This window comes from Sphingomonas sp., from assembly GCF_019635455.1.
Classification (GTDB): Bacteria; Pseudomonadota; Alphaproteobacteria; order Sphingomonadales; family Sphingomonadaceae; genus Sphingomonas.
In genome coordinates, this window is sequence record NZ_JAHBZJ010000013.1 from 62,131 (window position 1) to 75,816 (window position 13,686).

Consider the following 13,686-nt stretch of genomic DNA (forward strand, 5'->3'; position numbering starts at 1 on the left):
CGTCAGCGATCAGCCGGGCCGAGCCAGAAGGTGAAGGCGTCGTCCAGCACATCGTCCGGAATTTCGTGGAGGCCGTCGAACGGCCGGAACGTGACCTGAAGACCGGCGGCGATCAGCGCCGGCACGAACCGGCTTCGGCTCGCGTCGAACGAGAGCACCGGGTCCTTTCGGCCATGCGACAGAAAGAGGCGCTGGCCGGCATGATCGCCACCGGAAAGATATGCCATGCCCGGCGAAAAGATCAGCAAGGTGCGGAACAACGGTGGGTTGGCGGTCCCCACCGTCAGGGCATAGGTCGCGCCGTCCGAAAAGCCGCCGATCGCCACCCGGCCAGGATCGATATGGACGAAGGGGCGCAGCGCGTGAAAGGCCCGGTTGATCCGCGGCGGATCGACCGACAGGCGCGCGGTCGGCGCGGTGCGAACCAGGGCGCGTCGCGCACGACCGATCTCTTCGACCATGTCCCATGTCGCGCCGGTCGATTTGGGCGCGAGCAGGATGATCCCCCGGCGCACGGCGGCGTCGCGAAACCGGCCCAGCATCTCTTTCGGACTCCCCCCACCGCCGTGGAGCAGCACCAGAAGCGGCGCCGGTGCCTCAAGACCGGGCGGGACGAAGGCAAGCGCGCCCTCCGGCAACTCGACCACGCCGCTCACCGCCACAATCCGTGCCGCCGGGTCCGCTGCGGCCGGCTGAAACAGCGCGGCCGAAGCTGCGGACAGGCAGGCCAGGAAGGCGGGCATCGGCGACACGCGGCGACGCTAGCGCACGGCGCCTGCCCCCGCCAGCGCCCTCAACCGCCGAGTCGATCCATCGGCGTCTGTTCCGGCCGCACGCCGGCGAGCGCGGGTTCGAGTGCCGCGCGGTCGCCGGCCTTCAGCGCCGAATCCATGTCGGGGCGGAAATGCGGCGGCGCGCGATCGTCGGCGCCGGGATGAGTTGCGGTTTCGAGATCGGGGGCGGGATGTCCGTCGGCCGGTGCATCCGCGTCGTGGCGGGTGAAGAACAGCGCAGCGGCGGCCGCCGCGCCGGCGGCGACGGCACCGGCGATGGGAATGGCGTTGTCCCGCAACACCCGGCCAGCGCTTTGCGCAGCCTTCCGGGCCGTCGTGCTGACCATCGGCTCCGGCGCGGTCTTCGCGGTCTTGCGGGGACGGGCATTGGGGGTGGATTTGGGTGTGGCCATGGCGCTTCTCCTGGATATCAAAGGCTTTACGTGTGAACGGTGGGACAGGCGGAGGAGTTCCGGCCAGGCTCGGGCCATGGGGGGATTGGCGGCATGTCGGCATTCGAACTGGTGTTCGCGGTCTATGGCCTGCTGCTCGGGCTGGCGATTGCCGAAGTGCTGGGCGGTTTCGCCCGGGCGCTGAAGCTCAAGCGCGCGGCCAAGCCGGTGCGGATCGGGTGGCTGACCCCGCTGCTGGGCGTCGTGGTCGTGCTCGACCTCACCAATTTCTGGATGGTCGCGTGGGAGGCCCAGCCGCAGATCGGCGCCAACTACGTCACGCTGGTCGCGGTGCTGGCGATCGTCGGCACCTATTACCTTGCCGCGTCGCTGATCTTTCCCGACGAGCCGGCGGAATGGCCCGATTTCGACGACTGGTACGACCGGCAGAACCGGCTGGTCATCGCCGGGCTGCTCGCCGCGAATATCGGCAGCTGGATCGCCACCATCGCGCTCGAGATCGTCGCGCCAATTCCGGACGAGCCGGTGGGCGGCATCGGCGACGCGATCGAGGTGCTGGGCGGCTTTTCCATCCTGATCCTGCTGATCGCATTGTTGCGGATCAAAAGCCGGCGGTGGAATGTCGCGGCGCTGGTGGCGATCGGCCTGTTGCTGCTCGTCACCGGCACCGCGGAGCTGTTCTAGGGTCTAGCCCAGAACCTCACGCACGGCGGCGCGCGCGATGGCGGCGGCGTGAAGATCGGCCGCGTTGCGACGGGCGAGAAAGGTAAGCGGTGGCCGGGCGGCCAGCGCGGTGGAATGGGTCGTGGGCAGTCTGTTCTTCGTTCGTGTCACGTGGTTTCCCTGTTTTCGATAATCTTTGCCTCGCGCTCGGCGCGGGCGCTGGCGACATGCTCCTGCCGCTCGGCCATCGCCGACCAGGCAGCGGCGGCGCGCAGATTGCGGTCGCGGACATTGTCGAGCTGTGCCGCATCGGCGTCGGCGCGGCATTTCGCCGCCTGTTCCCGATAGAGTTCGATGGGTGCTGCCATGTCGATTCCCCTTCGTGGTGATGCCTGAGTGAGGGTGCCGGACGGCGCATCGCAACGCGCCATCCGGCGATGTGGCGGTTATTCCGCCGGGGCGAGATTCACCGCCGCCATCTTGCCGCGGCGATCGGCCTCAAGCTCGTACTGGACGCGCTGATCCTGGTTCAGGGTAATCATCCCCGCCCGCTCGACCGCGGTGATGTGGACAAAGGCGTCGGCGCCGCCATTGTCCGGGGCGATGAAGCCATAGCCCTTGTCGGCGTTGAAGAATTTGACGGTTCCCGTCGTGCTCATAGATTCATCCTTCCAGGTTATGGGCATTCCGACTGTCGGAACGCCCCGGCTGCTGAGGCAGGGAAAGAAGGAAGAAGGTGCCGCAAAGCGCCATAGACCGTCGATTTGCGACTGTAGCGCCGACGATATGGGGTGCGGATCGGAATTTTCAAGGCGCCGTCCGGCCGGCGGGCGGAACTGGTGCCGGGCGCCGCCGGTGCGACGGACCCCGAGTGTGCCGCTGCCGCGTGCCGCGCATCATCCGCGCCCGGCGTTCCGATGCGCGGTGGAAAACAGCGATGACCTCCAGCGGATGACGCATCCCGGGGCGATGTTGCGGGAAATCGAGATGCGGGAAAGGCGGTGGATGCCGTGGGCCGGCGGCGCGATCAGCGCGGGCGGTGCTGCGTCCCCTCACCCGCGGTGATGAAGATCGCGGTGGCGGTGACGCCGGGCGGCACATCGGCGGTGTGCCAGACGCCGGGCGGGTTGATTGCATAGTCGCCGGGATGGAGCGTGACGCGCGTGGTGCCGCCGTCGGGCTCTTCCTGGATCAGCGTGAGTTCGCCCGCAGTGCAGATGACCAGCTCCGCGCCGTGCGGATGGACTTCCCACGAGGTCCAGCTCTCGCCGAAGTCATATTGCGAGACGAGGCGGCCCTCGATCCCGTCGGCGGCGTGGCGTTGGGTGTAGGCTTCGTACCAGGCCATGCCGTCGAAGGGGGGTTCGACGGTGGCGGTGGCGTTGCGGCCGAGATGGGCGAATTGGGTGTCGAGGCGGGGCATGGGGGACCTCAGGTTAGCGATAGATTTCGCGGCGGTGGCCGACTTCAATCACGAACACCGTAACGCATTCATCCTCGATCTCTGCGATCGCGCGATAGTCGCCGATGCGGAAGCGCCAGTAGCCCGTCCAGCCGCCGGTCAGCGGCTCGGCGGACGTGCGTGGATCGTCGCTCCGGGCAATGACGGCGAGCTTCTTAAGGATGCGACTGCGCGCTTCGCCATCGATCTTCGCAATCTGTTTTTCAGCCCGGCGGCTGAACTCAACCTTCCACATTATAGCGCGTCATCATCTCGCGCAGCGACACCGTGTCCTTGCGATCGAGATCACGGCTGGCTTCGACGGCGAGCGCATAGTCCTCAAGGTCTTCGAGATATGCGAGCAACGCCTTGCGCGCGAGATCGGCGGGCGCCTCGCCCGTGCGCGCGGCGGCGGCGGCAAGCGCCTTTTCGAGTTCCGGGTCGAGGTTGAGTTCGATCATGGGCGGCGTCCTTTGGGAGGAGTATCGCATAATGGGATGGGGCGCGGAAGGTTGTTCCGCGCCGGATCGGAAGCGGCCATCTGTGGCGGTGCAGATGACCAGCTCCGCGCCGTGCGGATGGACTTCCCAGGAGGTCCAGCTTTCGGTGAAGCTGTATTGCGAGACGAGGCGGCCTTCGTCGCCTTCGGCGGCGTGGCGTTGCGTGTAGCCTTCGTACCACTCCATGCCGTCGAAGGGGGGTTCGACGGTGGCGGTGGCGTTGAGGCCGAGATGGGCGAATTGGGTGTCGAGGCGGGGCATGGGGGAGGCTCCTCCAGTCAGCGATAGACTTCGCGACGATGCGCGATCTCGATCACGACGACCGTGATACGCTGATCCTCGATCTTGCAGATCGCGCGATAATCCCCGACGCGATAGCGCCAGAAGCCGGTCCAGTTTCCGACCATCGCTTCGCCGAACATGCGCGGATCGCCGTGACGATCCAGATCGGACTGGAGCGTGCGGACGATGCGGATTGCGGCCTGACTGTCGAGTTTGCGAAGTTGTTTCTGAACGCGCGGCGGATATTCAATCTGCCACGCCAAGCTCACGGAGCATCTCCTGCGTGGTCTTGCCGGAACCGGGCTTGTATGCCTTCCACGCCTCAACCGCGACGGCATAATCCTCAAGGTCTTCCAGATAGGCAAGCAACGCCTTGCGCGCGATATCGGCGGGTGCCTCGCCCGTGCGGGCCGCGATATCGGCCAGCGTCTTTTCGAGTTCGGGGTCGAGGTTGAGTTCGAGCATTTAGCGGCAACTGACATCTTAGCACATATATCGGTCTGCACCCGCAATCAACAGAATTTATAGTTGCGTTGAGTTTATCATTATCTTTGAGTTTTTTATAACAGTTAGCAAGATTAACTGTCATCATTTTTACTATACTATCAGGTCCTATTCGAGACTGTTTATTTAGCGCAAAATGCAATATCCTCTGCGCAGGCCTGACATTCTTAGATTTAATCAAATTATATGATATAAGATTTAGCTTTTCATAAGCCTCTACAGATTCTGATTTATGTCTTTTTTTCCAAATAACATAATGAAGCAATATCCCAAACTCTAGCAAAATGTCGACTGCATGATTGAGGTACTTCATATCAAGTTTTAGGTTGTCTCCTACTTGAAGAGATCGGAAACATCGTATCCCACTTCAACACAATTCGACAAATATATTTTTTGTTAACTTCCAAATTTTTGATGGGCGACTAAATTCCACGTTCAAAAATTTCTATAAAATCTCCCCCATCTTTCATACTCCGCGAAATCTTCGTATCACATACTGATTCCAAAATTTTATTTGCGATGTGTGACTTCCACGCATGCAATCTGAACGTCCTGTAGAGCGATGTGGTCAACTACTTCGTCAAACGAAGACATGCTCATGATATCTTTCAATGATATCTTTCGGTCTTCTGCGTATAACGGCTTTGTCCGCACAGCGCGAAAGCCAAAATCGGCTATGAACAGAATCAAAGGTTGCAACTAAGCTAAGAAGCGTTCGATCCTGGCAAAACTGAAAGCCCGCGAGCAATATCGCTTACCTTATCTACGGCGCTGTCAAAGTTATCAAATTGATCGGGCCGAAGCGAAAATACTCTATAACCTTCGTATTCTTCTAGGAATTCGTATTCGCTTTCAGCAACATCAAACAGATCCCTCTTCAAGCTACCCGCATGAAACACATATCTCATCGGAACTGTTAGAGAGATTAGCGATTTAAATGAAAGTATATGACCAACAAACCTATCCTGCATCGAGGAAATATCAGAACCATCGAAAGAGTTTCGTCGTGCAGAAGCGACTGATGGCTCAGCCGTCTTTCCATCATCGCCTGCCAAATCCGGTTTTATTTTTCTCCGAACTTCTTGCAGTGTTTCAGCAAGCTCAAAATCGTGATCGAATTTTTCGGCGCTATATCTATACGCAAATATCAAATTCGCAATTTCAGGCATCCGACCGCTCCCCCGCGGCCAAAAAACCGATAACCGCCGGATAAGTCAATGGCCCCTACTCCGCCGCCACCTCAGCCCGCTCCTTCACCCCACCCCGCTCCAGCAACGGCGCAAGATACTTCCCCGTATAGCCGCGCTGCTCCCTCGCCACCGCCTCCGGCCCTTCGGCTTCGCCCGCGCTCACGCGCTGGCTTCGCTCAGGGCGGGTTTGTTCCCGGTTTTGCGCTCCAATAGCGGTTTCAGATAGTGGCCGGTGTAGCTCTTCGGTTGCTGGGCGACGTGTTCGGGGACACCCTCGGCGACGATCTCGCCGCCCTTGACGCCGCCTTCGGGGCCTAGATCCAGAATCCAGTCCGCCGTTTTGATCACATCCAGATTGTGTTCGATCACCACCACGGTGTTGCCCTGTTCGACCAGCGCGTGGAGGACTTCCAGCAGCTTGCGGACGTCCTCGAAATGCAGGCCCGTGGTGGGCTCGTCGAGGATGTAGAGCGTCTGGCCGGTGGCTCTGCGCGAGAGTTCCTTGGCGAGCTTGACGCGCTGGGCTTCACCGCCGGACAGGGTCGTGGCTTGCTGGCCGACCTTGATATAGCCGAGGCCGACTTCGGCCAGCATCGCCATCTTGTCGCGGATCGGGGGGACGGCCTTGAAGAACTCGACCGCGTCCTCGACCGTCATGTCGAGCACGTCGGCGATGCTGCGGCCCTTGAACTTCACCTCCAGCGTTTCGCGGTTGTAGCGTTGGCCGTGGCACACGTCGCAGGTGACGTAGACGTCGGGGAGGAAGTGCATTTCGATCTTCAGTACGCCGTCGCCCTGGCACGCTTCGCAGCGGCCGCCCTTGACGTTGAAGCTGAACCGGCCGGGCTTGTAGCCGCGCGCCTGTGCCTCCGGCAGCCCGGCGAACCAGTCGCGGATGTTGGTGAAGGCGCCGGTATAGGTCGCGGGGTTCGAGCGCGGGGTGCGGCCGATCGGCGACTGATCGATGTCGATCACCTTGTCCAGATGGTCGAGGCCGGTGATCTTGTCATGCTTGCCGGCGAGAACGCGGGCGCCGTTCAGCGCGCGGGCGGCGGCAGCGTAGAGCGTGTCGATGGTGAAGCTGGACTTGCCCGATCCGGACACGCCGGTGATGCAGGTGAAGGTGCCGAGCGGGATGCTGGCGGTGACGCCGGTGAGGTTGTTGGCGGTGGCGTTGTGGACGGTCAGCTTCTTGCCATTGCCCTTGCGGCGTTTCGCCGGCACCGCGATCCGGCGGGTGCCGTTCAGATAATCGGCGGTGACGCTACCCTGTGTCGCCAGCACCTGATCCAGCGTCCCCTGCGCGACGACTTCGCCGCCATGGACGCCGGCGCCCGGCCCCATGTCGATCAGGTAATCGGCGGTGCGGATCGCATCCTCGTCATGTTCGACCACCAGCACGGTGTTGCCGAGATCGCGCAGGCGGCGCAGCGTGGCGAGGAGCATGTCGTTGTCGCGCTGGTGCAGGCCGATCGAGGGTTCGTCGAGGACGTAGAGGACGCCGGAGAGGCCGGAGCCGATCTGCGAGGCGAGGCGGATGCGCTGGCTCTCCCCGCCTGACAGGGTGCCGCTGGTGCGATCGAGGTTGAGATAGTCGAGCCCGACATTGTCGAGAAAGCCGAGCCGCTCGTCGATTTCCTTGAGAATCGCCCTGGCGATTTCGCGCTGCTGGGGCGTCAGGGCGGCGGGCAGGTCGCGGAAAAAGGGCAGTGCGTCGGTGACGCTGAGCCGGGTGACGCTGGAAATGTCGCGGCCGGCGATTTTCACCGCCAGCGCTTCGGGCTTGAGGCGCGCGCCATCGCACGTTTCGCACGGGTGAGCGGCCTGATATTTCGACAGTTCCTCACGCATCCAGGCGCTTTCGGTCTGGAGCATGCGACGGTTGAGGTTGCCGATCACGCCCTCGAACGGCTTCTTCACGTCATAGCTCTTGCGGCCATCGACGAAGGTGAGCGTGACCGGGCGCCCGCCGGTGCCGTGGAGGATGACGAGCTGGACCTCGCCCGGCAGGTCCTTCCACGCGGTTTCGAGCGAGAAGCCGAATTCGCGGGCGAGGCTGCCCAGGACCTGCATGTAATAGGGGCTGGGCGGGTTGGATTTGGCCCAGGGGACGATTGCGCCCTTTTTGAGCGACAGATCGTGGTTGGGAACGACCAGATCCTCATCGAACATCAGCTTTTCGCCCAGGCCGTCACAGGCCGGGCAGGCGCCCTGGGGCGCATTGAACGAGAAGAGGCGCGGCTCGATCTCGGGAATGGTGAAGCCGCTGACCGGACAGGCGAAGCGTTCGGAGAAGACGATGCGGTTGTCCGGCACGCCGGCGCCCTTCATCGACCCGCCGGTGACGTTGGTTTCAGCCTTGAAACTCTGCGGCGCCTCGGCGACGCGGGCGCCGCTCACCTCGTCCACGGTCACATCGACCAGATCGACATAGGCAAGGCCGTCGGCGAGTTTCAGCGCGGTTTCGAAACTCTCGGCCAGCCGTGTGGCGATGTCGTCACGCACCACCAGGCGGTCGACCACCACCTCGATGTCATGCTTGTATTTCTTGTCGAGCGCGGGCGCTTCCTCGATCAGGTATGTTTCCCCGTCGATGCGGACGCGCTGAAACCCCGCCTTCTGCCATTCGGCCAGTTCCTTGCGATACTCGCCCTTGCGGCCGCGCACGACCGGGGCGAGGAGCAGCAGCCGCGTCCCCTCCGGCAGCGCCAGCACGCGATCGACCATCTGGCTGACCGTCTGCGCGGCGATCGGCAGGCCCGTCGCGGGGCTATAGGGGATGCCGACCCGCGCCCAGAGCAGGCGCATGTAATCATAGATTTCGGTGACCGTGGCGACGGTGGAGCGCGGGTTGCGGCTGGTCGTCTTCTGCTCGATGCTGATCGCGGGGGACAGCCCCTCGATATGCTCGACATCGGGCTTCTGCATCATCTCCAGAAACTGGCGCGCATAGGCGGAGAGCGACTCCACATAGCGCCGCTGCCCCTCGGCATAGATGGTGTCGAACGCCAGGCTGGATTTGCCGCTGCCCGACAGGCCGGTGATGACCGTGAGCGTGTCGCGCGGAATGTCGATGTCCACGCCCTTGAGATTATGCTCGCGCGCGCCGCGGACGGAAATATGGGTCAGACTCATGGGGAGCAGTTCTAGCTTTGTTCCGGTGGTGAAGCTAGAGGGCAGATAGGGGCGCCGCGGGCCGGTTGCCAGCCGGACTATTTCAAATTCTGCGTGATCGACTGGTTGGTGTCGCTGATCTTTTTCAACAGGTTGGACAGGGTCGACATTATCTTGGACATCCGGTCCATCGCCATTTGCAGGCGCAGCGATTCCATTTCATCCATCTCTGCCATGGAATCGAGATCGCCCTTTGCCTTGCCGATCATCGCGTCCAGTTGCGCCTTGTCCGGATGGCCGGCGGGCAATTTAGCGCTGGTCGCGGCCGCCCGCGCGATCAACGCCCGCGCCTCCCCCTGCTGCCGCCGCTTTCGAGCCAGTTGAACCGGCGTGGCACGGGCCGCGGCGGGCGCGGACTGTCGCAACATCGGCGCGGGCGGGGCGGACTGAAGCAACAGCGCAAGGATCAGCATCGGGCGGACTCCGCAAGGGCGGCGCACAGACTATCCCGGCGCGGGCGACAGCTCAATCATCCCTATCGCCCGCCCAACCGCCCTTCCCTGCCGCAACCGCGCGCGCTAACCCAGTGCGACAGGGGGATTTTGGCGTGGATATTGCCGGTTATCTGGATCAGGTGCGCGCCGCATATGACAGCGGCCATGCGACCGAGCACAGCTATCGCCCGGCGCTGCACGCGCTGTTCCAGTCGATCGACCCCGCGCTGACCGTCATCAACGAGCCGAAGCGCGGCGACGCCGGCATGGTCGATTTCATGTTCGAGCGAAAGGGCGTGCCGTTCGGTTGGGCGGAGGCGAAGGACATCGACAAGGATGTCATCCGACTGAAGGGATATTCGATCGACCAGCGCAGGCGGTACGAACGCGCCTATCCCAATCTGATCTATACCAACGGCGTCGATTTCGAATTCATCCGCGAGGGCCAGCAGGTCCATTTCGTGTCGATCGCCGATTTCGTGATGGGATTGCAGCCCAATCCCGACCGGTTCGAGGAGCTGGAACGGCAGCTGCGCCTGTTTGCCGAAGCCAAGCCGATCAGCATCCGATCCGCCGCGAAACTGGCCGAGATGATGGCGGCCAAGGCGGCGATCATCAAGGACGAGGTCGCCATCGCGCTGGCCGACGAGGCGGAGGCGCGCAAGGGGCTGGAGGGCCAGTATAAGAGCTTTCAGGCCAACCTGCTGCCCAACCTGACTCCCGACGAATTCGCCGACATTTATGCCGAGACGATCACCTATGGCATGTTCGCCGCGCGGTTCCACGACGACGACCTGACCACCTGGAGCCGGCAGGAGGCGATGGAGGACCTGCCCGCGTCGAACCCGTTCCTGAAGGGGCTGTTCGAATATATCGCCGGGCCGGCATTGCCCAAGCGGCTGACCTATATCGTCGATGACCTGGTGGCGGTGATGCGGGCGAGCGACCCGCATTCGCTGTTCGAGAAATATGGCCAGTTCACCGCGCGCAACGATCCGTTCGTGCATTTCTATGAAGACTTTCTGGCCGCCTATAATCCGAAGAAGCGCAAGAGCCGGGGGGTGTGGTACACGCCCGAGCCGGTGGTCGATTTCATCGTCCGCGCGGTGGACGACGTGTTGAAAACCGAATTCGGCCTGGCCGATGGCCTCGCCGATACCAGCAAGGTGACGGTGGATTGGGATACCGGCACCAACGATCCCAGAACCGGCAAGCCGGTGACGGTGCGAAAGGATGTCCACAAGGTCCAGATCCTGGATCCCGCGACCGGCACCGGCACGTTCCTGGCCAAGGCGGTGCAGCTGATCGCCGATCGGGTGAAGGCGCGCGCGCCGGGCAAATGGTCCGGCTATGTCGAGCAGGACCTGTTGCCCCGGCTGCACGGGTTCGAGCTGCTGATGGCGAGTTACGCGATGTGCCACATGAAGCTGGACATGCAGCTGGCGCAGAGCGGGTACATGCCGAGTGCGAACCCGCCGCGCCTGTCGGTGTGGCTGACCAACGCGCTGGAACCGGCGGAGCGCGAGGTGCGCGACCTGTTCTTCGCGCCGCTGGCCGAGGAAGCGCGCGGCGCGAGCGAGGTAAAGCGCCAGACGCCGATCATGTGCGTGATCGGGAACCCGCCTTATTCCAAAGAGAGTTCGAACAAGGGCGATCACATCATGGGCCTCATGGAGGCGTACAAGATGGAGCCGGGCGGAAAGGAGCGGCTGAAGGAACGCAATCCGAAATGGGTCAATGACGATTACGTCAAGTTCATCCGCATGGCGGAAGATCTGATCTCAAAGAATCCGTCTGGCGGAGTGCTGGGCTTCATCACCAATCACGGATATCTCGATAATCCCACTTTTCGTGGCATGCGATGGCATCTGCTTCGAACATTCGACAAAATCTGGGTGATCGACCTGCATGGAAATGCGAAGAAGGGAGAGACCAGCCCCGACGGTTCACCGGACAAAAACGTATTTGACATTCAGCAGGGCGTCGCTCTCATCATTGCTGTTCGGAAGGAGCGTGGAAGCAAGGCTCTAGCAGAGCTGTACCACGGCGATCTTTGGGGAACTCGAAAAGCCAAGGGAGATGCCCTTTGGTCCGGCGATCGGTCGCGGGCGGGCGAACACGTCGATCACATCAAACCTTACTATTTTCTCCGCCCACTCGACGCGCACGCCGGAGCGATGTGGAATGATTGCATCGAATTGGCCGGCCTATTTTCAGAAAATTGCGTGGGCGTAGTGACCGCAAATGATGAAGTTTTTGTCGGATTCGATATCAATGAACTCCGCAAAAACGTTGTACGAATTACCAGTGAATTTGACGAAGAAAAAGTCAAATACGAATTGTATCGCCCCTATGACAAAAGGCTAATATATTACGATGTTAATAGAATAGCTCGAGCCAGAGAACCTATTGTTAGAAACTTTTTCTCGAATAATTTCGGGATGATATTCATGCGACCGACGGGAACAGCTGTTGATCTGGCCTTCGGCGTAACGGAGGACATGATTGACCAGTGCGCCGCGGCGAATAAAAGCGCGGGCGGAGGCATCAGCTATCAAGCGCCCCTCTACCTCTACCCCGACGAAACCGCGGATCAATCCGACGCCTTTACCCCGCGCCACCGCACCCTGAACCTCGACCCCAAACTCTACGCCGAAATCTGTGCCGCCGCCGGGATCGACCCTGCCGATCAGGCCGGACCCGATGACGATTTCCGCGCGCCGACCGGCGACGCGCGGGCGAGCGAGGTCAAGCTGTTCGATTACATCTATGGCGTGCTGCACGCGCCGGCCTATCGCGAGACGTTCGCCGAATTCCTGAAGATCGATTTTCCGCGCATCCCCTTTCCGCCCTCGCCAGAGGTCTTTGCCCGGGTGAGCGAACGGGGGGAGGCGCTGCGGCGGCTGCACCTGATGGAGCCGGCGGCGATCGGGGACACGCCCTTTCCCTATCATGGCGCGGGCGACGATGTGGTGGCGGCGGGCTATCCGAAGTTCGAACTGTCCTCCCCGGCACGGGAAGGGGGACCGCCGCGAAGCGGGGATGAAGGGGGCGCGGCGGATAGCGCGGCGCCCGTGGCGATCCCCCTCCACCCGCCGGCGGCTGGCCCCCCTCCCCGTGCCGGGGAGGATATCGGGCGCGTATATATCAACGCCGACCAGTATTTCGCGGACGTGCCGCAGACCGCGTGGGAATTCCATATCGGCGGATATCAGCCGGCGCAGAAATGGTTGAAGGACCGGCGCGGGCGCATGTTGAGCTGGGACGATATCGGCCATTATCAAAGGATCGTGAAGATCCTGATCGAAACCGACCGGATCATGCGCGGCATCGACCTGCCGATCGCGGGCGACTGACGGTTTCGGACGCGTGCGGGGCAATGCCGTTTGTGCAGTGGCCGTTCATCGACGCGCGTGGATGATGCCGGGACGATAGTGGGAGGGCTGAACATGGGAATCGTGAAGGCGCTGGCGCTGGCCGGATTGAGCGCGACGGCGCTGGCGATGGCGGGATGCGTTGAGGAGGGCGGCTATGGCCCGCCGCGCACCGCCGGGTCATCGCCGGTTGATTCGCCGCCGCCCGCCCCGACGCCCCCGGTGGCGCGTGCGCCGGTGCCGGCCCGCGTCCCCGCCCCTGCCCCTGCCCCGACCCCCTATGCCGCACAGCGGCCGGCGCCGGTGCCACCCCCGCCCTGGCAGGCGAGCGAGGAAAATTATTACTGGATCGACGCCGCCGACGGCACGCTGGACGCGATCGGCGATGCGCCGCCCGACATCGTCTTTCCCTTTAACGGCGCGGAGGCGTGGGGGTGGCTGCTGCGCACCGGCCACGCGGTCTATGCCGAAAATGCACCGGACGGATCGATCCGCACCTATTTCTTTGAACCCTATGCCAGCGAACCGTTCCTGGTGCAGGAGGCGCAGCTGTCGTTCGGCTATCGCGGCGGGCGGATGGCGGTGGCCTATGACGCCGGCGGCGCGGTGCTGTCCCCGCGTGAGAGCGAGCTGAACCGCGGACTGGCGATGGACCTGCTGCGGCGCGGACGCGCGATCCGGCTGGCCGCGCAGGACGACCGCCAGTGGGACGCGATCGACGCGGGATGGTGGGCGTGGCAGCTGCGCAGCTTCATCGACCTGCGGCTGCGCTGGGACGGCGGGCGGACGCGGCACCCGGGATGGCGGGCGTGGCGGGCGCGGCCCGATGCGCAGCGCTGGCGCGGGGCGCTGGCGGGTGAGCGCGATGCGCGCGCGATCAGCGGCGAACGGTTCCGCCGGTGGCGGGAGGGCGGCTATCGCGGGCCACCGCCGCGCGT

At 62.8% G+C, this 13,686-nt stretch carries 17 protein-coding genes; 3 read left to right on the forward strand and 14 right to left on the reverse strand.

What is annotated here, in order from left to right; genetic code table 11:
* Window positions 1–2 precede the first annotated feature (2 nt).
* The gene (locus KF783_RS14710) at window positions 3–743 is read right to left on the reverse strand and encodes a hypothetical protein (RefSeq protein ID WP_294080685.1); all 741 of its coding nucleotides are present in this window, start codon (window positions 741–743) and stop codon (window positions 3–5) included.
* 50 nt (window positions 744–793) lie between these two features.
* On the reverse strand, window positions 794–1,186 hold the full coding sequence (locus KF783_RS14715; RefSeq protein ID WP_294080652.1) for a hypothetical protein: 393 nt from the start codon (window positions 1,184–1,186) through the stop codon (window positions 794–796).
* Between the two features lie 93 nt (window positions 1,187–1,279).
* Between KF783_RS14715 and KF783_RS14720 the strand changes: the two genes are divergently transcribed.
* On the forward strand, window positions 1,280–1,870 hold the full coding sequence (locus KF783_RS14720) for a hypothetical protein (protein ID WP_294080654.1): 591 nt from the start codon (window positions 1,280–1,282) through the stop codon (window positions 1,868–1,870).
* Between the two features lie 3 nt (window positions 1,871–1,873).
* On the opposite strand, the gene KF783_RS14725 is transcribed toward KF783_RS14720, so the two are convergent.
* The 12 genes from KF783_RS14725 to KF783_RS14780 all read right to left on the reverse strand — a co-directional run bounded on the left by KF783_RS14725 (window position 1,874) and on the right by KF783_RS14780 (window position 9,353).
* Complete coding sequence (locus KF783_RS14725; RefSeq protein WP_294080656.1) at window positions 1,874–2,020, reverse strand: hypothetical protein; 147 nt, start codon at window positions 2,018–2,020, stop codon at window positions 1,874–1,876.
* Window positions 2,017–2,217 (reverse strand): hypothetical protein, encoded by a 201-nt coding sequence (locus KF783_RS14730; RefSeq protein WP_294080658.1) that lies wholly within the window; start codon window positions 2,215–2,217, stop codon window positions 2,017–2,019. The genes KF783_RS14725 and KF783_RS14730 overlap by 4 nt, the downstream gene beginning before the upstream one ends.
* Window positions 2,218–2,295: 78 nt before the next feature.
* Complete coding sequence (locus KF783_RS14735; protein WP_294080660.1) at window positions 2,296–2,508, reverse strand: cold-shock protein; 213 nt, start codon at window positions 2,506–2,508, stop codon at window positions 2,296–2,298.
* 368 nt (window positions 2,509–2,876) lie between these two features.
* Window positions 2,877–3,272, reverse strand: coding sequence for a cupin domain-containing protein (locus KF783_RS14740; protein ID WP_294080662.1), 396 nt, complete (start codon window positions 3,270–3,272; stop codon window positions 2,877–2,879).
* 13 nt (window positions 3,273–3,285) lie between these two features.
* On the reverse strand, window positions 3,286–3,546 hold the full coding sequence (locus tag KF783_RS14745) for a type II toxin-antitoxin system RelE/ParE family toxin (RefSeq protein ID WP_294080664.1): 261 nt from the start codon (window positions 3,544–3,546) through the stop codon (window positions 3,286–3,288).
* A complete protein-coding gene (locus KF783_RS15820) occupies window positions 3,533–4,051 on the reverse strand; it encodes a hypothetical protein (RefSeq protein ID WP_366511754.1) in 519 nt (172 codons plus the stop codon). The genes KF783_RS14745 and KF783_RS15820 overlap by 14 nt, the downstream gene beginning before the upstream one ends.
* A gap of 17 nt (window positions 4,052–4,068) precedes the next feature.
* Window positions 4,069–4,341, reverse strand: a complete 273-nt coding sequence (locus KF783_RS14755; RefSeq protein ID WP_294080666.1) for a type II toxin-antitoxin system RelE/ParE family toxin — start codon at window positions 4,339–4,341, stop codon at window positions 4,069–4,071.
* Window positions 4,319–4,537, reverse strand: a complete 219-nt coding sequence (locus KF783_RS14760) for a CopG family transcriptional regulator (RefSeq protein WP_294080668.1) — start codon at window positions 4,535–4,537, stop codon at window positions 4,319–4,321. Before KF783_RS14760 ends, KF783_RS14755 begins: the two co-directional genes overlap by 23 nt.
* A gap of 743 nt (window positions 4,538–5,280) precedes the next feature.
* Window positions 5,281–5,745 (reverse strand): hypothetical protein, encoded by a 465-nt coding sequence (locus tag KF783_RS14765; protein WP_294080670.1) that lies wholly within the window; start codon window positions 5,743–5,745, stop codon window positions 5,281–5,283.
* Between the two features lie 55 nt (window positions 5,746–5,800).
* Window positions 5,801–5,929, reverse strand: coding sequence for a hypothetical protein (locus KF783_RS14770; protein ID WP_294080672.1), 129 nt, complete (start codon window positions 5,927–5,929; stop codon window positions 5,801–5,803).
* The gene (uvrA, locus tag KF783_RS14775) at window positions 5,926–8,901 is read right to left on the reverse strand and encodes an excinuclease ABC subunit UvrA (RefSeq protein ID WP_294080674.1); all 2,976 of its coding nucleotides are present in this window, start codon (window positions 8,899–8,901) and stop codon (window positions 5,926–5,928) included. The genes KF783_RS14770 and uvrA overlap by 4 nt, the downstream gene beginning before the upstream one ends.
* A gap of 77 nt (window positions 8,902–8,978) precedes the next feature.
* A complete protein-coding gene (locus tag KF783_RS14780) occupies window positions 8,979–9,353 on the reverse strand; it encodes a hypothetical protein (RefSeq protein WP_294080676.1) in 375 nt (124 codons plus the stop codon).
* A gap of 134 nt (window positions 9,354–9,487) precedes the next feature.
* On the opposite strand from KF783_RS14780, the gene KF783_RS14785 reads away from it, so the two are divergent.
* A complete protein-coding gene (locus KF783_RS14785; RefSeq protein ID WP_294080677.1) occupies window positions 9,488–12,730 on the forward strand; it encodes a type ISP restriction/modification enzyme in 3,243 nt (1,080 codons plus the stop codon).
* 93 nt (window positions 12,731–12,823) lie between these two features.
* Window positions 12,824–13,686: hypothetical protein (locus KF783_RS14790; protein WP_294080678.1), on the forward strand; the 863-nt coding region annotated here is incomplete at its 3' end.